Origin of the sequence: Streptomyces sp. DSM 41931, assembly GCF_050271085.1 — a bacterium.
Classification (GTDB): Bacteria; Actinomycetota; Actinomycetes; order Streptomycetales; family Streptomycetaceae; genus Streptomyces; species Streptomyces albogriseolus.
Window position 1 is genome coordinate 1,646,771 of record NZ_CP189902.1, and the last position, 20,422, is coordinate 1,667,192.

At 73.5% G+C, this 20,422-nt stretch carries 16 protein-coding genes; 9 read left to right on the top strand and 7 right to left on the bottom strand.

Features of this window, described 5'->3' with window-relative positions:
- Positions 1–44: 44 nt before the first annotated feature.
- The gene (locus ACP7TJ_RS07805; protein WP_193457441.1) at positions 45–587 is read right to left on the bottom strand and encodes a response regulator; all 543 of its coding nucleotides are present in this window, start codon (positions 585–587) and stop codon (positions 45–47) included.
- Between the two features lie 149 nt (positions 588–736).
- A complete protein-coding gene (locus tag ACP7TJ_RS07810) occupies positions 737–1,075 on the bottom strand; it encodes a chorismate mutase (protein ID WP_093766671.1) in 339 nt (112 codons plus the stop codon).
- 85 nt (positions 1,076–1,160) lie between these two features.
- Between ACP7TJ_RS07810 and ACP7TJ_RS07815 the strand changes: the two genes are divergently transcribed.
- From ACP7TJ_RS07815 to ACP7TJ_RS07825, 3 genes are all read left to right on the top strand, one after another.
- Positions 1,161–2,060, top strand: coding sequence for a hypothetical protein (locus tag ACP7TJ_RS07815; protein WP_093766747.1), 900 nt, complete (start codon positions 1,161–1,163; stop codon positions 2,058–2,060).
- A gap of 166 nt (positions 2,061–2,226) precedes the next feature.
- Positions 2,227–3,153 (top strand): rhomboid family intramembrane serine protease, encoded by a 927-nt coding sequence (locus ACP7TJ_RS07820; RefSeq protein WP_427762587.1) that lies wholly within the window; start codon positions 2,227–2,229, stop codon positions 3,151–3,153.
- A complete protein-coding gene (locus ACP7TJ_RS07825) occupies positions 3,150–4,064 on the top strand; it encodes a chitosanase (protein WP_189911869.1) in 915 nt (304 codons plus the stop codon). The genes ACP7TJ_RS07820 and ACP7TJ_RS07825 overlap by 4 nt, the downstream gene beginning before the upstream one ends.
- A 96-nt stretch (positions 4,065–4,160) precedes the next feature.
- Here ACP7TJ_RS07825 and ACP7TJ_RS07830 read toward each other — a convergent pair whose 3' ends face one another.
- The 3 genes from ACP7TJ_RS07830 to ACP7TJ_RS07840 all read right to left on the bottom strand — a co-directional run bounded on the left by ACP7TJ_RS07830 (position 4,161) and on the right by ACP7TJ_RS07840 (position 11,322).
- A complete protein-coding gene (locus ACP7TJ_RS07830) occupies positions 4,161–5,624 on the bottom strand; it encodes a glutamate synthase subunit beta (protein WP_228919713.1) in 1,464 nt (487 codons plus the stop codon).
- On the bottom strand, positions 5,617–10,221 hold the full coding sequence (gene gltB / locus ACP7TJ_RS07835; protein ID WP_427762590.1) for a glutamate synthase large subunit: 4,605 nt from the start codon (positions 10,219–10,221) through the stop codon (positions 5,617–5,619). The genes ACP7TJ_RS07830 and gltB overlap by 8 nt, the downstream gene beginning before the upstream one ends.
- Positions 10,222–10,590: 369 nt before the next feature.
- On the bottom strand, positions 10,591–11,322 hold the full coding sequence (locus ACP7TJ_RS07840) for a VIT1/CCC1 transporter family protein (RefSeq protein ID WP_427762592.1): 732 nt from the start codon (positions 11,320–11,322) through the stop codon (positions 10,591–10,593).
- A 294-nt stretch (positions 11,323–11,616) separates the two neighbouring features.
- On the opposite strand from ACP7TJ_RS07840, the gene ACP7TJ_RS07845 reads away from it, so the two are divergent.
- The 6 genes from ACP7TJ_RS07845 to ACP7TJ_RS07870 are packed head-to-tail and all read left to right on the top strand — an operon-like array spanning position 11,617 to position 18,447.
- Positions 11,617–12,621, top strand: coding sequence for an ADP-ribosylglycohydrolase family protein (locus ACP7TJ_RS07845; RefSeq protein WP_093766665.1), 1,005 nt, complete (start codon positions 11,617–11,619; stop codon positions 12,619–12,621).
- Positions 12,618–13,850 (top strand): ADP-ribosylglycohydrolase family protein, encoded by a 1,233-nt coding sequence (locus ACP7TJ_RS07850; RefSeq protein WP_167742779.1) that lies wholly within the window; start codon positions 12,618–12,620, stop codon positions 13,848–13,850. The genes ACP7TJ_RS07845 and ACP7TJ_RS07850 overlap by 4 nt, the downstream gene beginning before the upstream one ends.
- A 7-nt stretch (positions 13,851–13,857) precedes the next feature.
- Positions 13,858–15,039 carry an ADP-ribosylglycohydrolase family protein gene (locus ACP7TJ_RS07855; RefSeq protein ID WP_370163410.1) on the top strand — a complete coding sequence of 394 codons (1,182 nt, stop codon included), beginning with the start codon at positions 13,858–13,860 and terminating at the stop codon, positions 15,037–15,039.
- Positions 15,027–16,403 (top strand): ADP-ribosylglycohydrolase family protein, encoded by a 1,377-nt coding sequence (locus ACP7TJ_RS07860; protein WP_320584658.1) that lies wholly within the window; start codon positions 15,027–15,029, stop codon positions 16,401–16,403. Before ACP7TJ_RS07855 ends, ACP7TJ_RS07860 begins: the two co-directional genes overlap by 13 nt.
- Positions 16,400–17,620 carry a CaiB/BaiF CoA transferase family protein gene (locus ACP7TJ_RS07865; RefSeq protein ID WP_427762595.1) on the top strand — a complete coding sequence of 407 codons (1,221 nt, stop codon included), beginning with the start codon at positions 16,400–16,402 and terminating at the stop codon, positions 17,618–17,620. Before ACP7TJ_RS07860 ends, ACP7TJ_RS07865 begins: the two co-directional genes overlap by 4 nt.
- On the top strand, positions 17,617–18,447 hold the full coding sequence (locus ACP7TJ_RS07870; protein ID WP_189911874.1) for an HpcH/HpaI aldolase/citrate lyase family protein: 831 nt from the start codon (positions 17,617–17,619) through the stop codon (positions 18,445–18,447). Before ACP7TJ_RS07865 ends, ACP7TJ_RS07870 begins: the two co-directional genes overlap by 4 nt.
- A 67-nt stretch (positions 18,448–18,514) precedes the next feature.
- Here ACP7TJ_RS07870 and lgt read toward each other — a convergent pair whose 3' ends face one another.
- Positions 18,515–19,552 (bottom strand): prolipoprotein diacylglyceryl transferase, encoded by a 1,038-nt coding sequence (gene lgt / locus ACP7TJ_RS07875; protein WP_093766659.1) that lies wholly within the window; start codon positions 19,550–19,552, stop codon positions 18,515–18,517.
- 87 nt (positions 19,553–19,639) lie between these two features.
- Positions 19,640–20,416 (bottom strand): thioredoxin domain-containing protein, encoded by a 777-nt coding sequence (locus ACP7TJ_RS07880; RefSeq protein ID WP_189911875.1) that lies wholly within the window; start codon positions 20,414–20,416, stop codon positions 19,640–19,642.
- Between the last annotated feature and the right edge of the window lie 6 nt (positions 20,417–20,422).

A 20,422-nucleotide genomic window follows, 5' to 3' on the forward strand; every position in this document is an offset into this window, starting at 1 on the left:
CCTGATGGCGTCGGCGCGGCACAGAGGAGGATGGGGTACGCGGCCTATGTCCGGTCCCCGCCGAGCCCCGCGGTGTGCGCCCCCGGAGGCCGTGCGGGGGGCACGTGCGCGTGCGGCGGGGGCGGCGCGGGGCGGGCGGCGGGGGCGCCGGCCGCGTCGAGCCGGGCGCGCAGGGAGCGCACCTCGGCCTCCAGGGCGAGCCTGTGCTGATGGGTGTCGTGGAGGTGGCGCACCTTGGTGCGCAGCGCCCAGGGGTCGACGGGGGTGGTGACGAGGTCGGCCACGCCGAGGCGGTAGGCGGCGGCGCCGAGCCGGTGGTCGCGGGCGAAGCCGGTGAGCAGGACGACGGGTATGTGCCGGGTCTGCTCCAGGCGGCGCATCCAGCGCACGACGTCGAGGCCGCCGGCACCGGGCATGTGGACGTCGAGCAGGAGCACGCCGACGTTGCCGCGCAGCAGCTGCTTGAGCGCCTCGTCGCCGCTGGTGGCCCGGCCCAGCGGCTGTCCGAGCGGGGCCAGGGCGCTCTCCAGGGCGAACAGCGTGTCCTCGTGGTCGTCGACGAGGAGGATGCGGGCGGTGGGCGGCATGGCGCACGTCCTTCCTCGTCAGGGCCGGACGGGGGGGTCCGGGCACTGACGGACGGTGCTCGTGGGCCGACAACGCGTGCACAGCGAGCATGCACCGCGCGGGCCGCCCTGTCACTCCCCGCCGCGCCCCGGGCCCGCCCCCGACCCGCTCACGACGTGGCGCCCGCGGTGTCGTCCGCGATGCGCTCGTGGTGGCGGATCACCTCGGCGATGATGAACGTCAGGAACTTCTCCGCGAAGGCCGGGTCGAGCTTGGCGCTCTCGGCGAGGGCGCGCAGCCGGGCGATCTGGCGGGCCTCACGCCCCGGGTCGGCGGGCGGCAGCCGGTGCTCGGCCTTGAGCCGGCCGACCTGCTGGGTGCACTTGAAGCGCTCGGCGAGCATGTGGACGACGGCCGCGTCGATGTTGTCGATGCTGTCGCGCAGACGGGTCAGTTCCTCGAGGACCGCGGGGTCGGTGCCGGGAGTGGCGGCGTTGCTGGTGGTCATGGCGGCTCAGCCTACGGCGGGGCGGACCCGCGGCGGGGGCACGGCCCGTACAGTGGACGGTGTCCAGGCGCGGCGGGGGTGCGACGTGGCGAACGGCGGACCGGTGGAGCACGGTTATCCGCATCTGCGGACGGTGCGGGAGTCGGTCACGGCGCTGTACCGGCGCCTGTCGTACGACACGGTGCGCACCTTCTCGGCGAGCGTGGCGCCGGCCGACGTGGCGTTCGCGGACGTGGACGACCTGCATCTGGGGGCGCAGCGGGTGGCGCGTGAGATGGTGGCGCACTACCGGCTGCCGGACGCGCGGCTGATCGTCGGGTTCCGTGAGATGACGCATGCGGCGAACGTCGAACTGACGGCGGGCCCGGAGTACTTCGTCGAGCTGAACGACCGGTTCCGGGACCATCGGCGGGACATCGGGGCGGCGCTGGCGCACGAGGTGGCGCACGTGTACCTGCACCGGCTGGGGCTGTCGTTCGCGTCGACGCGGGAGAACGAGATCCTCACGGACACGGCGGCGGCGTACCTCGGGGCGGGGTGGCTGCTGCTGGACGCGTTCCGGGAGGACCGGGACTCGTCGCAGAAGCTCGGGTACCTCACGCCGGAGGAGTTCGGGTACGTGCTGGCGAAGCGGGCGCTGCTGTTCGGCGAGGACCCGTCGGTGTGGTTCACCAGTCCGCAGGCGTACACGGCGTACCGCGAGGGGCTGGCGCTGGCGCGGCGGGACGCGGAGCAGCCGCCGTTGCGCGCGGCGGGGTGGGCCGGACGGCGCCGGTACGCGCGGGACCGGCGGCACGCGCAGGGGGACGCGGAGGCGCCGGAGGCGGGGCGGGAGACGGTCTACCGGTTCTCGGCGGACGATCACGGCCCGCTGCGGGTGTCGTTCCCCTGTCCCACCTGCCACCAGCGGATCAGGGTGCCGGTGGCCGGGCGGGTGCGGGCGCGGTGCGGTCTGTGCCGGTCCGTGCTGGAGTGCGACACCTGACGGCCGGCTCCCGCGCACCACCTTCCACGGCCGGCACAAGGGCGGCATTTCACCCCGGCGCTCGCCCATGTCCCAGGTGTTCGCTATTTTGTTCGCCGCTGTCGTTCTGTGCGCCGCCGTCCCCCGCCGGCCGTTTTCGTACCGACCCCCGCCGAGGAGCCGGCCTGTGGAGCCCGAGTCCGCCGTCACCACCTGCTACCGCCATCCGCGGGTGGAGTGCCGTGTGCGCTGCGTCCGCTGCGAGCGGTACATCTGCCCCGACTGCATGCGCGAGGCCGCCGTGGGCCACCAGTGCCCCGACTGCGTGCGGGAGGGCGCCCGGTCGGTGCGCCAGGCGCGCACCCTGGTGGGCGGCCGGGTCTCCGTGGTGCCCGTCGTGACGTACGCGCTGATCGCCCTCAACGTGCTGGCGTACCTGGCGGAGGTGGTCCGGCCGGAGGTCGTGGACCTGTTCGCGATGGTGGGCGCGGGGCTGCTCGGCCCGGACGGCGGCCACTACGTGTGGACGCAGCCGTACCCGGCGGACTTCACCCCGGAGGGGGTCGCGGGCGGCGAGTGGTACCGGCTGCTGACCGGCGCCTTCCTGCATCTGCCCCCCACCGAGGGGACGTTCGGCGTCCTCCACGTGGTGATGAACATGGCGCTGCTGTGGAACCTGGGCCGGGTGGTCGAGCCGATGCTCGGCCGGGTCCACCACCTCGCCCTGTATCTGCTGTCGGCGCTGGGCGGTTCGGTGCTGGTGCTGCTGCTCGCGCCCTCGGTCCCCACGGTCGGCGCCTCCGGCGCGCTGTTCGGGGTCGGGGCCGCCTACTACGTCGTGTCCCGGCGGGTGGGCGCCGACATGCGCGGGGTGAACCGCTTCATGACCGGGCTGCTGCTGTGGCTGGTGGTCTCCGCGGTCTTCACCTCGTGGCAGGGCCACCTGGGCGGTCTGCTGACCGGCGGGCTGGTGGCGCTCGCGTTCGCCTGGGCGCCGCGCGACGGACGCCGGGTGTGGGTGCAGGCCGGCGCGTGCGCGGGGCTGGTGGTGCTGCTCGCCGTCCTGACGGTGGCCAAGGTGTCGGAACTGACAGGTGGAGGGATCCCCCAGTGAAACGTGCCGGTGTGCTCTTCCTCGCGGGCGTCCCCGTGATCGCCACGGCGGTGTACTTCGTCCTGCCGTCGGGAGCCGCCGACGCCCCGGCCGCCCCGTCCTCGGTCAGCGCGCAGTCCTCCCGCGACGACGCCAAGGACCGGGCCGAACAGGACCACGAACGGCAGCGGGAGAAGGACGACGAGATCATCGCCTCCCTGCCGCCCGGCCTCGCCGCCCCCGCCAAGAGGGACCTGGCCCACCGGCTGGTGTCGAGCGCCGAGCACTCCACCACCGACTGGCGCTCCACCTACGGGATCATCGAGGACCGGGACGACGACTGCGGCTACACCGCGGGCATCATCGGCTTCTGCACCGGCACCCACGACCTGCTGACCCTGGTCGAGCACTACACCGAGAGCCGCCCGGACAACGGCCTCGCGCGCTATCTGCCCGCCCTGCGGAAGGTCGACGGCACCGACTCCCACGAAGGGCTGGACCCCGGCTTCACCGACGCGTGGAAGGCGGAGTCGGAGGTGCCGGAGTTCCGCGCCGCGCAGGAGGAGGAGCGCGACCGCGTCTACTTCGAGCCGGCGGTCCGCCTCGCCAAGCTGGACGGCCTGGGCACCCTGGGCCAGTTCGTGTACTACGACGCGATGGTCTTCCACGGCACCGGCACCGACGAGAACGGCTTCTACGCCCTGCGCGAGCGCGTCCTGGAACGGGCCGGGACGCCCGCCGCGGGCGGCTCGGAGAAGGCGTACCTGGACGCCTTCCTCGACGTCCGCCGCGCCACCATGCTCGCCCGCTACCCGGACCGCGACACCTCCCGCATCGACACCGCGCAGCGGCGCTTCCTCCAGGCCGGGAACCTGGACCTGGACACGCCGCTGACCTGGGAGATGTACGGGGACTCCTACACCCTGTCCTGAACATGGTGCGGCGCCTGCCCAGTCGGTCCGGTCGGGGACTGGCGGGCAGGCGCCGCGGTGTTCCGCACGCCGTTGTACGGGACGTTCTCGGGGGTGTCAGACCGCCAGGGCGCGGTCCGTCGGGCGGATCGGGGCGGGCAGGGCGCTCGCCCCGGTCAGGTACCGGTCGCAGCCGCGGGCGGCCGAGCGGCCCTCGGCGATCGCCCACACGATGAGCGACTGGCCGCGGCCGGCGTCACCGGCCACGAACACGCCGGGCACGTTGGTCTGGAAGTCGGCGTCGCGGGCGATGTTGCCGCGCGCGTCCAGCTCCAGGCCGAACTGCTCGACCAGGCCGTTCTCCCGGTCGGTGCCGGTGAAGCCCATGGCGAGGGTGACCAGCTGCGCGGGGATCTTGCGCTCGGTGCCCGGCTTCTGCGTCAGCTTGCCGTCGACGAACTCCACCTCGGTCATGTGCAGCCACTGGACGTTGCCGTCCTCGTCGCCCTCGAAGTGGGTGGTGGAGACGGAGTAGATCCGCTCGCCGCCCTCCTCGTGCGCGCTGGTGACCTTGTACAGCATGGGGAACGTCGGCCAGGGCTGGGCGACCGGGTCCCGCTCGTCGTTCGGGCGGGGCATGATCTCCAGCTGGGTGACGGACGCGGCGCCCTGGCGGTGGGCGGTGCCCACGCAGTCGGCGCCGGTGTCGCCGCCGCCGATCACGACGACGTGCTTGCCCTCGGCGGTGATCGGCGGGGAGACGTAGTCGCCCTCCTGCACCTTGTTCGCCAGCGGCAGGTACTCCATGGCCTGGTGGATGCCCTTGAGCTCCCGGCCCGGCACCGGCAGGTCGCGCGCGGTCGTGGCGCCGACGGCGAGGACCACGGCGTCGTACCGCTTGCGCAGCGCGGTGGCGGGCATGTCGCGGCCGATCTCGATGCCGGTGCGGAACTTGGTGCCCTCCGCGCGCATCTGCTCGATGCGGCGGTTGATGTGCCGCTTCTCCATCTTGAACTCGGGGATGCCGTACCGGAGGAGGCCTCCGATGCGGTCCGCGCGCTCGTAGACGGCGACGGTGTGGCCGGCCCGGGTCAGCTGCTGGGCGGCGGCCAGGCCCGCGGGTCCCGAGCCGACCACCGCGACGGTCTTGCCGGACAGGCGCTCGGGGATCTGCGGCGCGACGTCGCCGGAGTCCCACGCCTTGTCGATGATCGAGACCTCGACGTTCTTGATGGTGACCGGCGGCTGGTTGATGCCGAGCACGCACGCCGACTCGCACGGGGCGGGGCACAGCCGCCCGGTGAACTCGGGGAAGTTGTTCGTGGCGTGCAGCCGGTCGCTCGCCGCGCCCCAGTCCTCGCGGTAGGCGTAGTCGTTCCACTCGGGGATGAGGTTCCCGAGCGGACAGCCGTTGTGACAGAACGGGATGCCGCAGTCCATGCAGCGGCCGGCCTGCTTGCTGATGATGGGCAGCAGGGAGCCGGGGACGTAGACCTCGTTCCAGTCCTTCGTGCGCTCCTCGACCGGACGGGACGTGGCGACCTCGCGGCCGTGGTTCAGAAAGCCCTTCGGGTCAGCCATTGATCGCCGCCTCCATCATCTTCTCGGTGATCTCGGTCTCGGAAAGACCGGCTCGCTCGGCGGCGTCCTTGGCGGCGAGCACTGCCTTGTACGTACTGGGGATGATCTTGCTGAAGCGCTCCACGGCCGTGTCCCAGTCGGCGAGCAGCTTCTCGGCGACGGTGGAGCCCGTCTCCTCCTGGTGCCGGCGGACCACGTCGTGCAGCCACTGCTTGTCGGCGTCGTCCAGCGCCTCGACGGAGCCGAGGTTGCCGGCGTTCACGTTGTCCCGGTCCAGGTCGATGACGTACGCGACGCCACCGGACATGCCGGCCGCGAAGTTGCGCCCGGTCTCGCCGAGGACGACCGCGTGACCGCCGGTCATGTACTCGCAGCCGTGGTCGCCCACGCCCTCGGAGACGACCAGCGCGCCGGAGTTGCGGACGCAGAACCGCTCGCCGACCTTGCCGCGCAGGAACATCTCGCCGCCGGTGGCGCCGTAGGCGAGGGTGTTGCCGGCGATGACGCTGTACTCGGCGAGGTGGTCGGCGCCGCGGTCCGGGCGGACGACGATCCGGCCGCCGGACAGGCCCTTGCCGACGTAGTCGTTGGCGTCGCCCTCCAGGCGCAGCGTGACACCGCGCGGGACGAAGGCGCCGAACGACTGGCCGGCGGAGCCGGTGAAGGTGATGTCGATGGTGTCGTCGGGCAGACCCGCGCCGCCGAACTTCTTCGTCACCTCGTGGCCGAGCATGGTGCCGACCGTGCGGTTGATGTTGCGGATGGCGACCTGGGCGCGCACCGGCTGGGCGTCCTCCGCGCCGGAGGCGGAGAGCGCGTCGGCGGCGAGCTTGATCAGCTCGTTGTCGAGCGCCTTCTCCAGGCCGTGGTCCTGGGCGACCACCTGGTGGCGGGCGGCGCCCTCGGGCAGCTCGGGCACGTGGAACAGCGGCTCGAGCTCCAGGCCCTGCGCCTTCCAGTGGTTCACCGCGCGGGTCAGGTCCAGCACCTCGGCGTGGCCGACGGCCTCGTCGATGGAGCGGAAGCCCAGCTCGGCGAGGAGCTCGCGGACCTCCTCGGCGATGAACCGGAAGAAGTTCACCACGTACTCGGCCTTGCCGGAGAACCGGTCGCGCAGCACCGGGTTCTGGGTGGCGATGCCGACCGGGCAGGTGTCCAGGTGGCACACGCGCATCATGACGCAGCCGGAGACCACCAGCGGGGCGGTGGCGAAGCCGAACTCCTCGGCGCCGAGCAGCGCGGCGATCACCACGTCGCGGCCGGTCTTCAGCTGGCCGTCGGTCTGGACGACGATGCGGTCGCGCAGGCCGTTGAGCAGCAGCGTCTGCTGGGTCTCGGCGAGGCCGAGCTCCCAGGGGCCGCCGGCGTGCTTGAGCGACGTCAGCGGGGAGGCGCCGGTGCCGCCGTCGTGGCCGGAGATCAGCACGACATCCGCGTGGGCCTTGGAGACACCCGCGGCGACCGTGCCGACGCCGACCTCGGAGACCAGCTTGACGTGAATGCGCGCCTGGGGGTTGGCGTTCTTCAGGTCGTGGATCAGCTGGGCGAGGTCCTCGATGGAGTAGATGTCGTGGTGCGGCGGCGGGGAGATGAGCCCCACGCCCGGCGTCGAGTGCCGGGTCTTGGCCACCCACGGGTAGACCTTGTGGCCGGGCAGCTGGCCGCCCTCGCCGGGCTTGGCGCCCTGCGCCATCTTGATCTGGATGTCGTCGGAGTTGACCAGGTACTCGGACGTCACGCCGAAGCGGCCGGAGGCGACTTGCTTGATGGACGACCGGCGGGCCGGGTCGTACAGGCGCTCCGGGTCCTCGCCGCCCTCACCGGTGTTGGACTTGCCGCCCAGCTGGTTCATGGCGATGGCGAGGGTCTCGTGCGCCTCCTGCGAGATGGAGCCGTACGACATGGCGCCGGTGGAGAACCGCTTGACGATCTCCGAGACCGGCTCGACCTCCTCGACCGGGATGGGCTTCCGGTCCGACTTGAAGCCGAACAGGCCGCGCAGCGTCATCAGCCGCTCGGACTGCTCGTTCACCCGCTCGGTGTACTTCTTGAAGATGTCGTAGCGGCCCGAGCGCGTGGAGTGCTGCAGGCGGAAGACCGTCTCCGGGTCGAACAGGTGCGGCTCGCCCTCACGGCGCCACTGGTACTCGCCGCCGATCTCCAGCGCGCGGTGCGCCGGGGCGATGCCGGAGACGGGGTACGCCTTGGCGTGGCGGGCGGCGACCTCCTTGGCGATGACGTCGATGCCGACGCCGCCGATCTTGCTGGTGGTGCCGTTGAAGTACTTCTCGACGAAGGACTCCTCCAGGCCGACCGCCTCGAAGACCTGGGCGCCGCGGTAGGAGGCGACCGTGGAGATGCCCATCTTGGACATCACCTTCAGAACGCCCTTGCCGAGGGCGTGAATGAGGTTGCGGATGGCCTTCTCGGGCTCGCCGTCGACGGCCTGCAGGAAGGTGCCCGCGCGGACCAGGTCCTCGACCGACTCCATCGCCAGGTACGGGTTGACCGCGGCGGCGCCGTAGCCGATGAGCAGGGCGACGTGGTGGACCTCGCGGACGTCGCCGGCCTCGACCAGCAGGCCCACCTGGGTGCGCTGCTTGGTGCGGATGAGGTGGTGGTGGACGGCCGCGGTGAGCAGCAGCGACGGGATCGGCGCGTGCTCGGCGTCGGAGTGCCGGTCGGACAGGACGATCAGCCGGGCGCCGTTCTCTATGGCGGCGTCGGCCTCGGCGCAGATGTCCTCGATGCGGGCGGCGAGGGCCTCGCCGCCGCCCGCCACCCGGTACAGGCCGGAGAGGGTCGCGGCCTTGAAGCCGGGCATGTCGCCGTCGGCGTTGATGTGGATGAGCTTGGCCAGCTCGTCGTTGTCGATCACCGGGAAGGGCAGCGTGACGCTGCGGCACGCGGCGGCCGTCGGCTCCAGCAGGTTGCCCTGCGGGCCGAGCGAGGAGCGCAGGGAGGTGACCAGCTCCTCACGGATCGCGTCCAGCGGCGGGTTGGTGACCTGCGCGAACAGCTGGGTGAAGTAGTCGAACAGCAGCCGCGGGCGCTCGCTGAGCGCGGCGATCGGCGAGTCGGTGCCCATCGAGCCGATGGGCTCGGCGCCGGTCTTGGCCATCGGCGCGAGGAGGACGCGCAGCTCCTCCTCGGTGTAGCCGAAGGTCTGCTGGCGGCGGGTGACCGAGGCGTGCGTGTGCACGATGTGCTCGCGCTCGGGCAGGTCGGACAGCTCGATCTCGCCGGCCTCGAGCCACTCCGCGTAGGGGTGCTCGGCGGCGAGCCGGTCCTTGATCTCGTCGTCCTCGATGATGCGGTGCTCGGCGGTGTCCACGAGGAACATGCGGCCGGGCTGCAGACGGCCCTTGCGGACCACCTTCGCCGGGTCGATGTCGAGCACGCCGACCTCGGAGCCGAGGACGACCAGGCCGTCGTCGGTGACCCAGTAGCGGCCGGGGCGCAGGCCGTTGCGGTCGAGCACGGCGCCGACCTGGGTGCCGTCGGTGAAGGTGACGCAGGCCGGGCCGTCCCAGGGCTCCATCATCGTGGAGTGGTACTGGTAGAAGGCGCGCCGGGCCGGGTCCATGGAGTCGTGGTTCTCCCACGCCTCCGGGATCATCATCAGCACCGAGTGGGGCAGCGAACGGCCGCCCAGGTGCAGCAGCTCCAGCACCTCGTCGAAGGACGCGGAGTCGGAGGCGTCGGGCGTGCAGACCGGGAAGATCCGCCGGAGGTCCTTGCCCGTGCCGAACAGGTCGGACATCAGCTGGGACTCGCGGGCGCGCATCCAGTTGCGGTTGCCCTTGACGGTGTTGATCTCACCGTTGTGCGCGACGAAGCGGTACGGGTGCGCGAGCGGCCACGACGGGAAGGTGTTCGTGGAGAACCGGGAGTGGACCAGCGCGATCGCGGAGCCGAAGCGGCGGTCGGACAGGTCAGGGAAGAAGGGCTCGAGCTGGCCGGTGGTCAGCATGCCCTTGTAGACGATGGTCCGCGCGGACAGCGACGGGAAGTAGACGCCCGCCTCGCGCTCGGCGCGCTTGCGCAGCACGAACGCCTTGCGGTCCAGGTCGATGCCCGTGCTCCGTCCGTCGCTGACGAAGAGCTGACGGAAGACCGGCATGGTCGAGCGGGCGGTGGCGCCGAGCAGCTGGGGCGCGACCGGCACCTCGCGCCAGCCGAGCACGGTGAGCTCCTCGGCGGCGGCGATCTCCTCGATGCGGGCGACGGCCTCGTCGGCGCCCTCCTCGGGGAGGAAGGCGATGCCGACGGCGTAACCGCCCGCCGCGGGCAGCTCGAATCCGGCCACCTCGCGGAAGAAGGCGTCCGGGATCTGGGAGAGGATGCCCGCGCCGTCGCCGGAGTCCGGCTCGGAGCCGGTGGCGCCGCGGTGCTCGAGGTTCCGCAGGACGGTGAGGGCCTGCTCGACCAGGGTGTGGGACGCCTCGCCGGTCAGGGTGGCGACGAAGCCGACGCCGCAGGCGTCGTGCTCGTTGCGGGGGTCGTACATACCCTGCGCAGCAGGGCGAGCATCCATGAACGACCAGCTCGCGCGGTCGTTCGAGGAATGCTGGGACGGCTGGCGCGGCGTACGCATCGGCTCTCCCGTCGTCGTCAATTGGCATTTGTGCAAGTGCCGAGGGACGACGTTGGCCCTCTGCGTGGCTAAATTTCGTGCAGGTTACATGATGGAACGACTCTCGGGAACCGGGATAATCCGTTCCAGCATGCGGACATCGACCGGGTCGCGGCGGGGTTCCGCGCCCTGCGGCGGAGGCTATGGGGGACCGGTCCGGACAGATCGGTGTCCGTCGGCCCGATGGCGGGAAGAGGACACGTGGCCTCTTCCGCCCGGCACGCCGTCGGCCTCGTTGCCTGCAGCGCGTACGGCTCATGCCCGCTGGTCACACATCCGAAACCAGCAAGTAATGATTGTTTATGCGATGCTCCGCATAGACGCAAGGGGTCATCCTACGGCGGTACCGAAAAGCGATCCCAGGGCGTACGTCACACCGGCCGCCGCGCCGCCGAGGGCGAGCTGCCGCAGACCGCTGTACCACCAGGAGCGCGCCGTGACCTTCGCCACCACGGCCCCGCACAGGAAGAGCCCGAGCAGCGCCACCAGCACCGCCGGCCACAGGCTGCTCGCGCCGAGCAGGTAGGGCAGCACCGGCAGCAGCGCGCCCAGCGCGAAGGAACCGAAGCTGGAGACCGCGGCGACGGCCGGCGAGGGCAGGTCGCCGGGGTCGATGCCCAGCTCCTCGCGGGCGTGTATCTCCAGCGCCTGCTCGGGGTCGTGGGAGAGCTGCCGGGCCACCTCGCGGGCCAGGCCGGGCTCGACGCCGCGCGACTCGTAGAGCGCGGCCAGCTCGGCCTCCTCGTCCTTGGGGTGCTTGCACAGCTCCCGGCGCTCGACGTCCAGCTCGGCCTCGACCAGCTCACGCTGGGAGGCGACGGAGGTGTACTCGCCCGCGGCCATGGAGAAGGCGCCGGCGGCCAGTCCGGCGAGGCCGCTGAGGACGATCGTCTGCTGGCCGACGGCCCCGCCGGCGACGCCGGTCATCAGGGCGAGGTTGGAGACCAATCCGTCCATGGCGCCGAACACCGCGGGGCGCAGCCATCCGCCGTTGACGTCGCGGTGGGTGTGGTTGTCGCGGTGCGCCTCGTGGAGCGTCGCCTCGGTCTCGATGATGGCCATGCCGGGTCCCCCTGGACTCTGCCGGGCGCCCTCGCCTCCGGACGCCCGCGCACACGTTAATTGGACTCATTCCAACTTTTGACGTCGCCCAGTCTACGCCGTGGCGAAACGCCCTGCCAGCAAGGAAAGGCTGCGCTAACCAGCGCTTTTGCCTCCCGCCCCGGTCCGCTCGGACGCCCCGCGCATCTCGTCCGGGTGACGCTCCGGCGCACAAGGCTGCGGCGGACACGGCGCCGGGGACAGTTCCGCAAAGGGCCCGCGCCCCACGGGGCGCGCCTGAGAGGAGAGCCGCGTATGGCATCGACCGCCCGCATCCCCTCGGCGCCCGCGCCCGGGGACGCCCCCGGGCTCCGTGAACGGGCCCGCGGCGCGCTGCTCGGCCTGGCCGTCGGCGATGCCCTGGGCGCTCCCGCCGAGAACATGAAGCCCTCCGAGATCCGCGCGAAGTGGGGCCGCATCACGGGCTACGTGAGCGACCCCCCGGCCGGCACGGACGACACCGAGTACGCGATCTTCTCGGGTCTGCTCGCCGCCCGGCACGGCTCCGCGCTCACCCCCGCGCATGTCGAGGCGGCCTGGCACGAGTGGATCGCGGACCGCGCCGAGGGCCCCTTCCGCGGCGCCGGCTTCAGCGAGCGCGGCACCCTGGAGAACCTGCGCCGGGGCCTGGCCGCGCCCATCTCCGCCCAGCACCGGCACGCCTGGAGCGACGGACTGGCGATGCGGGCGGCGCCGTACGGCGTGCACGCGGCCGGGCGTCCCGACGAGGCGGCCCGGCTCGCGGCGATCGACGGCTCGGTCAGCCACGACGGGGAGGGAATCCACGGCGGGCGGGCGGTCGCGGCGGGCGTCGCGGCGGCCATGGCCGGGGCGCCGGTGGTCACGGTCGTGGCCTCGGCGCTGGCGGTGGTCCCGGAGGACTCCTGGACCGCCCGCTCGCTGCGCCGCGCGGTGACCGCCGCCCACCGCGGCGAGCGGGCCGTCCGCGCCGCGGTGGTGATCGGCGGCTACCCCTGGACCGACCTCGCCCCGGAGGCGGTGGCCCTGGCCTTCGGCGCCTACGCGGCGGCCGACGGCGACTTCGAAGAGGCGGTGCTGACCGCCGTGAACATGGGCCGCGACGCCGACACCACGGCGGCCGTGGCCGGCGCGCTGGCCGGAGCGACCCAGGGTGTCGCCGCCGTCCCCGAGCACTGGGCCGCGGCCATCACCCCGGCCCGCGGTACCTGTCTGCCCGCCATGGCCGGCCACCACGTCCTCGACATCGCGGACCTGCTGACCCCGGAGACCCCCACATGACCTCCACCACCCCCGCACCGACCACGGACGACACCCTCACCCCCGCACCCGGGCGGGAGGACCCGGCCCCGGCGCCGCGCGCCCCCGCCGCTCCCGCGCCCGCACCCCGTCCGCCCCGCGCGGCCGTCGAGGGCCTGCTCCTCGGACTCGCCGCCGGGGACGCCGCGGGCTGGCCCGCCGCCCGGCACCGGGCCGCCCGCATGCCCGAGTGGACCCGGCGCCTCACCCGCGAGCTGGACACCTTCGCGGAGCAGAACGCCACCACCACGCTCCCCGTCCCCATCGCCCTGAACCAGCCCCCCGAGCCGCTCCGCCTCGGCCCCTCCGACGACGCCGAGTGGGCCGCGTTCGCCGCCGAGGCGGTGCTGCGCGCGGGCGACGACACCGTGCTCGGCGACCTCAGCCGGGAGCGCCGCACCCGCGCCGCCATCGACCTCACCTGGAACGCGGTCGCGGCCGAGGTCGCCGCCGCCACCGAGCGGGCCCCCGAGACCGAGTCCGCCGTGCTGCCGCTGCGCGCCCGCATCTCCGTGCGCGCCGGACTCGGCAACCTCGCCACCGGGCTGCGCCCGCCCGCCTCCGGCCACGACAACCCGCACTACTTCGACGACGCGGCCTGCGTCCGGGCCTGCGTGCTGGCCGTGGCCCACCCGGGCGACCCCCGCGCCGCCGCCGACCTCGCCGAGTTCGACGCCCGCTACACCCAGGACGGCGACGGCGTGCACGGCGCCCGCGCCATGGCCGCCGCCGTGTCCCTCGCGCTCGCCGGGGCCGACCCGGACGCCTGCGCGGCCGCCGCCTGCGCCGAGCTGCCCGAGGACACCGAGATCGGCCGCAACGCCCGGCACGCCCTGGCGCTCGCGGCGGACGCCGGCAGCGCCTTCGCCCTGGTACCGCCGTTGGAGCACCAGATCGTCGACCACGTCTACAGCTACGGCGTCGCCGCCGCCGAGACCGTCCCCGTCGCCCTCGCCCTGACCACCGCCGCCCGCGGCCGGATCGCGGAGGCGGTCCCGGCGGCGGCCTGTCTGTCCCGGGTCGCGGACTCCGCCCCGGCGCTGGCCGGCGCCCTCACCGGCGCGCTGGGCGGGAGCACCGCGATCCCCGCGTCCTGGCGGGAGAGCTGCCGCACCCTGTCCGGCTGCGTGCTCCCCCGGCTCACCGGGACGGACCTGGTGGAACTCGCCGGGCTGCTGGAAGCCGCCCGACCGACCGCACCCGGAGGATGATCCCGGCATGACACGTGAAGACACCGGAAGAAGCGAAAACACGCCCTCCTTGGACGAACGGATCACCGGGGCGCTGGTGGGGGCGGCCGTGGGGGACGCCCTCGGCGGCCCGGTCGAGGGGTACTCCCCCGAGCAGATCGCCGAGCGCCACGGAGGCCGCGTCCACGGGATCGTCGGCCCGTGGCACGGCGACGACTGGCGCACGGCCCGGCCGATCGCTCCGTACCACAAGGGCGACGGGCACGTCACCGACGACACCCTGATGACCCATGCGCTGGTCCGGGTGTACGCGCGGGTCCGCGACCACCTGGACGCCCACGCGATCGCCGACCACCTGGTCCCGGACCTGATGACCAACCCGCGCTGGATCCCGGAGCTGGAGGCGGAGACGATCCCGCTGCACCGGATCTTCCTCGCCGAGAAGTGGCTGGTGGCCCGGCTGCACTACGGGCACGTCGACCCGCGCGAGGCGGGCGTCGGCAACATCGTCAACTGCGGCGCCGCGATGTACATGGCCCCGGTCGGCCTGGTCAACGCCGCCCACCCGGCCGGCGCGTACGCCGAGGCCCTGGACGTGGCGGGCGCCCACCAGTCGTCGTACGGCAGGGAGGCGGCCGGGGTGTTCGCCGCGGCCGTGGCGGCGGCCTGCGCGCCGGGCGCGACCCCCGACTCGGTCGTCGCCGCGTGTCTGTCCCTGGCCAAGGACGGCACCCGGGAAGCGGTCGAGAAGGTCTCCGAGGAGGCGTCAAGGCACACCGACGTCGAGTCGGCGCTGCGCCCGCTGCGCGAGGCGGTCGCCCCGTACGACACCGTCGGAGACGACTACCGCTCCCCGTCGCTGGGCGCCCGGCGTCCGTCCCGGCTGCACGCGATCGAGGAACTGCCCGTCGCGCTGGGCATGGTGGTGGCGGCCCGCGGCGACTTCCGGCACGCGGTGCTGGGCGCGGTGAACTACGGCCGCGACTGCGACTCCATCGCCACGATGGCCGGGGCGGTGACCGGCGCGCTCGGCTCCCCGGTGCCCGAGGAGTGGGCCAAGACCGTGGCGGAGGCCAGCCGCCTCGACCTGTGGGAGCCTGCCGCCGCGCTCACCGCGGTGGCACGCGAGGTCTTCGCCCGGGACGTGAAGCGCCGCCGCGCCCACGAGCGGGCCTTCGCGCGGCTCGGAGGCGCCGGATGCTCCGACTGACCTGGGTCCAGCCCGAGGACCTCGTCGGCCACGAGCTGCGCCAGGCCGCACTGGACGGCCGGGAGGCGTCGGCGGTCGCCGCCCGCTGGCACGCGGCGGGCGGCCCCCCGGCCCCGCTCACCGCCGGCGCCTCCCCCCGCCCGGTCTCCCGCTACCTCCGCCTGCTGGCCTGCGATCTGCTGGACGAACTGGCCGAGCTGCCCAGCACCCTCGCCGACGACGAGCCCTCCGACCTGGCCGCGATCCAGGCGCTGTGCCCCGAGTGGCCCGTCTCCCCCGGCGCCCCGGCCGTCTGGGACGGGCCCGTGTTCGAGGCGCGGCTCGAGGCGGCCTGGCTCGGCCGGGCGGCCGGCTGTCTGCTGGGCAAGCCGGTGGAGAAGCTGCCCCTCGCCGCCATCCGGGACCTGGCCCGCGCCGCCGGCAACTGGCCGCTGAGCGGATGGTTCACCGCCCGGGGCGTCCCCGCCGAGCTGCTGGCCGAGCACCCCTGGAACCGACGCTCCGCCGCCACCTCGCTCGCCGAGAACATCGACGGCATGCCCGAGGACGACGACCTCAACTACCCCCTGCTCGCCCTGCTGGTGCTGCGCCGCCACGGCCGCCGCTTCACCACCGCGGACGTGGCCCGCGTCTGGCTCGACGAGCTGCCCGCGGGCCGCACCTTCACCGCCGAGCGCATCGCGTACCGCAATCTGCTCTGCGGACTCGAACCGCCGCTGACCGCCCGCCACCGCAACCCGTTCCGCGAGTGGATCGGCGCCCTGATCCGCGCCGACGTACACGGCTGGACCAACCCCGGCGACCCGGGTGCCGCGGCCGAGCAGGCGTACCGGGACGCCACTCTCACCCACACCGCGGGCGGCGTCCACGCGGCCATGTTCACCGCCGCCGTCATCGCCGCCGCGGCCGGCGGCGAGCGGGACGTGCACGCCTGTCTGCGGACCGGCCTCACCGTCGTCCCGCCCCGCTCCCGGCTCGCCCGGGCCGTGCGTCACGCCGTACGGCTGGCCCGTGAGCACAGCGACTTCGACACCGTCGTCGACCTGCTGCACGAGACGTACGGCGCCACCCACCACTGGGTGCACGCCGTCCCCAACACCGCCCTGCTGGCCGCCGCCCTCACCCACGCCGACGGGGACTTCACCGCCTCGATCTGCCGCGCGGTGTCCGGCGGCTGGGACACCGACTCGGTCGGCGCCACCGCCGGCGGCGTCGCCGGGCTGCTCGCCGGCTCGCCCCGCGCCCTCCCCGAGCGCTGGACGGCCCCGCTGAAGAACCGCCTGTCCACCTCCGTCGGCGACTTCGACGGCACCGGCTTCGACACCCTGGCCCGTCTCACCCATCTGGAGGCGTCCCGCCCATGACACCCCCCGACCCGGCCACCGCCGCCCCCACCGCTCCCCCGCTGGACGGCCTGCGCGTCCTGGATCTCGCCACGCTCTTCGCCGGCCCCCTCGCGGCCACCCTGCTCGGCGACTTCGGCGCCGACGTCGTCAAGGTCGAACACCCCAGGAGACCCGACCCGTCGCGCGGCCACGGCCCGTCCAAGGACGGCGTCGGCCTGTGGTGGAAGGTGCTCGGCCGCAACAAGCGCACCGTCACCCTGGACCTGTCCACGCCGGGCGGCCGGGCCACCCTGCTGCGCCTGGTGCGCACCGCCGACGTGGTCGTGGAGAACTTCCGCCCCGGCACCCTGGAGAAGTGGGACCTGGGCTGGCCCGAGCTGTCCGCCGTCAATCCCCGGCTGGTGCTGGCGCGGGTCACCGGCTTCGGCCAGTTCGGCCCGTACGCGCACCGGCCGGGCTTCGGCACCCTCGCCGAGGCGATGAGCGGTTTCGCCGCGCTCACCGGCGAACCGGGGGCTGCGCCGACCCTGCCGCCGTTCGGCCTCGCCGACTCGATCGCGGGCCTCACCACGGCGTACGCGATCATGACGGCGCTCGCGGCCCGTGACCGCACGGGTGAGGGGCAGGTCGTCGACACGGCGCTGATCGAGCCGATCCTCGCCGCCCTCGGCCCGCACCCCACCTGGTACGACCAGCTCGGGTACGTCCAGCCGCGCACCGGCAACCGGTCGCAGAACAACGCCCCGCGCGGCACCTACCTCACCGCCGACGGCACCTGGGTCGCCGTCTCCACCTCGGCCCAGTCGATCGCCGAGCGGGTGATGGTCCTGGTGGGCCGCCCCGACCTGATCGACGCGCCCTGGTTCGCCACCGGCGAGGGCCGGGCCCGGCACGCGGACGTGCTGGACGAGGCGGTCGGCGGCTGGGTCGCCCGGCACACCCGCGCCGACGTGCTGGCCGCGTTCGAGAAGGCGGAGGCGGCCGTCGCCCCCGTCCAGGACGTCCGGGACGTCATGGCGGACCCGCAGTACCAGGCCCTCTCCACCATCACCACCGTGGACGACCCGGAGCTGGGCCCGCTGCGCATGCAGAACGTGCTGTTCCGGCTCTCCGCCACCCCGGGGTCCATCCGCTGGGCGGGCCGCCCGCACGGCGCGGACACCGAGGAGGTGCTGACCGGGCTGGGACTCACCCCGGCCGACCTGGCGGAGCTGCGGGCGGAGGGCGCCCTGTGAGAAGCGTCCCGCTGACCTGGCTGTACGCCCCCGGCGACCGCCCCGACGTGGTGGCGAAGGCGCTGGCGGCCGGGGCGGACGTGGTGGTGGTCGACCTGGAGGACGCGGTCGCGCCGGACCGCAAGGCGTACGCCCGCGCGGCCACCGCCGAGCTGCTGCGCGACCCGCAGCCGGTGCCGGTGCACGTCCGCGTCAACGCCCTCACGGGGCCCTGGGGACCGGCCGACGTGACGGCGCTGGCCCCCGCGCCGGGTCTGTCGGGGCTGCGGCTGCCGAAGGTGTCCGCACCGTCCGACGTGGTGCGGGTCGCGCGCCGGGCCGTCTCCGCGCGCGGCGGCTCCCCGCCCCTGTACGCGCTGCTGGAGACCGCCCTGGGCGTCGAGCACGCCCACGCCGTGGCCACCGCGCACCCGGCGCTGCGCGGGATCACGCTCGGGGAGGCGGACCTGCGGGCCGACCTGGGGGTGCGCGAGGACGCCGGCCTCGACTGGTGCCGGGCGCGGGTGGTGGTCGCGGCGCGCGCGGCCGGGCTGGCCCCGCCCGCCCAGTCGGTGCACCCGGACATCCGCGACCTCGAGGGCCTGGAGGCGTCGTGCGTGCGCGGGCGCGCCCTGGGATTCCTGGGCAGGGCGGCGATCCATCCGCGCCAGCTCCCGGTCATCGAGCGGGCCTATCTGCCCACGGAGCGGGAGATCGAGCAGGCGGAGAGGGTCCTCAAGGCTGCGGCCGCCACGCAGGGCGCGCAGGCGCTGCCCGACGGCACGTTCGTGGACGCGGCGGTGGTGACGGCGGCGCACCGGACGCTGGCACTGGCGCACAAGCGGTGACCGGGCCGGACGCGCCGAGGGCGCCCGGGGTGTCCCCGGGCGCCCTCGGCGCGTGTACGGCGGGCGGTCAGCCCTTCTTGGCCGACCCGGCCCCGTCCTTGGACTCCTCCGGCTCGCCTGCGCCCTCCGGCTCCCCGGAGTTCTGAGGCTTCTCGGTCTTCTCGGGCTTCTCGGATGCGTCGGTGTCCGTGGCGTCGTCCGTCGTCGCGTCCCCGGCGGAGGCGTCCGCCTTCCCGGCCGCGTCGCCGTCGGTCTTCTTCGCGTCGGCCGCCGGGCCCTCGCCGTCGCCGGCGCCCGGCTCGACCACGGCCTCCCGGCCAGGACGCTTCCGCGCGGACAGCACGATGTACAGCACGGCCAGCAGGAAGACGAGGAGCGCCGTCCAGTTGTTCAGTCGCAGACCGAGAATGTGGTGGGCCTCGTCGACCCGCATGTACTCGATCCAGAAGCGGCCCGCGCAGTACCCGGCGACGTACAGCGCGAAGGCGCGGCCGTGTCCGAGCGTGAAGCGCCGGTCGGCCCAGATCACCAGCAGCGCCACGCCGACGCACCACAGCGACTCGTAGAGGAACGTCGGGTGGTAGGTGCCCGGCATCCGGCCGTCGGCGGAGGAGGTGATCTCCACCGCCCACGGCAGGTCGGTCTCCCGTCCGTACAGCTCCTGGTTGAACCAGTTGCCCCAGCGGCCGATGGCTTGGGCGATCGCGATGCCGGGGGCGATGGCGTCGGCGTAGGCGGGCAGCGGGATGCCGCGGCGGCGGCAGCCGATCCACGCGCCGAGCGCGCCCAGGGCGATGGCGCCCCAGATGCCGAGGCCGCCCTCCCAGATCTTGAAGGCGTCCACCCAGTCACGGCCCTCGCTGAAGTACAGCTGGTAGTCCGTGATCACGTGGTAGAGCCGGCCGCCGACCAGGCCGAACGGCACGGCCCAGACAGCGATGTCCGCCACCGTGCCGGCCCGCCCGCCCCGGGCGATCCAGCGCTTGTTGCCGAGCCAGACGGCAACGAAGACGCCGATGATGATGCAGAACGCGTAGCCGCGCAGCGGAACGGGGCCGAGGTACAGCACCCCGCTCGACGGGCTGGGAATGTAGGCAAGTTCCATGGCAGGACCGACGCTACCGTGCCGGACCGCCCGCACGGCAGGCAGCCCGGCTACGGCTCCATAACAGGCCCCCGGGGAGGCGGCCCCCTAGGACTTGTTCGCCTCCTCGACCATCTGCTTGAGCTTCTCGGGGGTCATGGAACGGTCCTGGTAGATGTTCTGCCCCTCGAACAGCACCGTCGGGGTGCCGCTGAAGCCGCCCTTCTGGAAGGCCTCGTTGGACTTGACCACCCAGCTGTCGTGCGTGCCCTCCTCGACGCAGGTGCGGAACTCGGGGGTGTCGAGCCCGTCGACCTTGCTCGCCAGGTCGAACAGCTTCGCGTCGCTGGAGAAGGCGTCGTCGCTCTCCATCGGCTGGTTCTCGAACAGCACGTCGTGGTACGCGGTGAACTTCCCCGCGTCCTGGGCGCACGCGGCGGCGTTGGCCGAACTCAGCGAGCCGCTGCCGCCGAGACCGCCGTCGATCAGCGTGACCAGGTGGTACTCGACCTTCAGCTTGCCCGCCTCGGTCAGCTCGTTCAGCGTCGAGCGGTAGGTCTGCTCGAAGGCCTTGCAGGCGGGGCAGCGGAAGTCCTCCCACACCGTGAGGGTGGCCTTGGCGTCCTCCTTGCCGACCGGGATGGCCAGGCCGTCCTTGCCCTGGGCTCCCGAGGGCGCCACCACCGGGCCGGACGCCTTGCTCTCGTCGTCCCCGCCGGAGTTGGCCGCGACGACGCCGATCACCGCCGCGAGCCCCAGGACGCAGACCACGCTCGCGCCCACGATCAGGGTGCGGCGCCGCTTCTCCGCCGACTTCTGCTTCTCGCGCTCTGCCGCCAGCCGCTCCCGGGCGGTGCGCTTTCCCTCACGGTTCTTGTCGCTCACACCCCG

Coding starts and splice junctions, on each gene's coding strand:
- ACP7TJ_RS07805 (WP_193457441.1), bottom strand. CDS start 587: ATGCCGCCCACCGCCCGCATCCTCCTCGTCGACGACCACGAGGACACG.
- ACP7TJ_RS07810 (WP_093766671.1), bottom strand. CDS start 1,075: ATGACCACCAGCAACGCCGCCACTCCCGGCACCGACCCCGCGGTCCTC.
- ACP7TJ_RS07830 (WP_228919713.1), bottom strand. CDS start 5,624: ATGGCTGACCCGAAGGGCTTTCTGAACCACGGCCGCGAGGTCGCCACG.
- gltB (WP_427762590.1), bottom strand. CDS start 10,221: ATGCGTACGCCGCGCCAGCCGTCCCAGCATTCCTCGAACGACCGCGCG.
- ACP7TJ_RS07840 (WP_427762592.1), bottom strand. CDS start 11,322: ATGGCCATCATCGAGACCGAGGCGACGCTCCACGAGGCGCACCGCGAC.
- ACP7TJ_RS07845 (WP_093766665.1), top strand. CDS start 11,617: ATGGCATCGACCGCCCGCATCCCCTCGGCGCCCGCGCCCGGGGACGCC.
- ACP7TJ_RS07850 (WP_167742779.1), top strand. CDS start 12,618: ATGACCTCCACCACCCCCGCACCGACCACGGACGACACCCTCACCCCC.
- ACP7TJ_RS07855 (WP_370163410.1), top strand. CDS start 13,858: ATGACACGTGAAGACACCGGAAGAAGCGAAAACACGCCCTCCTTGGAC.
- ACP7TJ_RS07860 (WP_320584658.1), top strand. CDS start 15,027: ATGCTCCGACTGACCTGGGTCCAGCCCGAGGACCTCGTCGGCCACGAG.
- ACP7TJ_RS07865 (WP_427762595.1), top strand. CDS start 16,400: ATGACACCCCCCGACCCGGCCACCGCCGCCCCCACCGCTCCCCCGCTG.
- lgt (WP_093766659.1), bottom strand. CDS start 19,552: ATGGAACTTGCCTACATTCCCAGCCCGTCGAGCGGGGTGCTGTACCTC.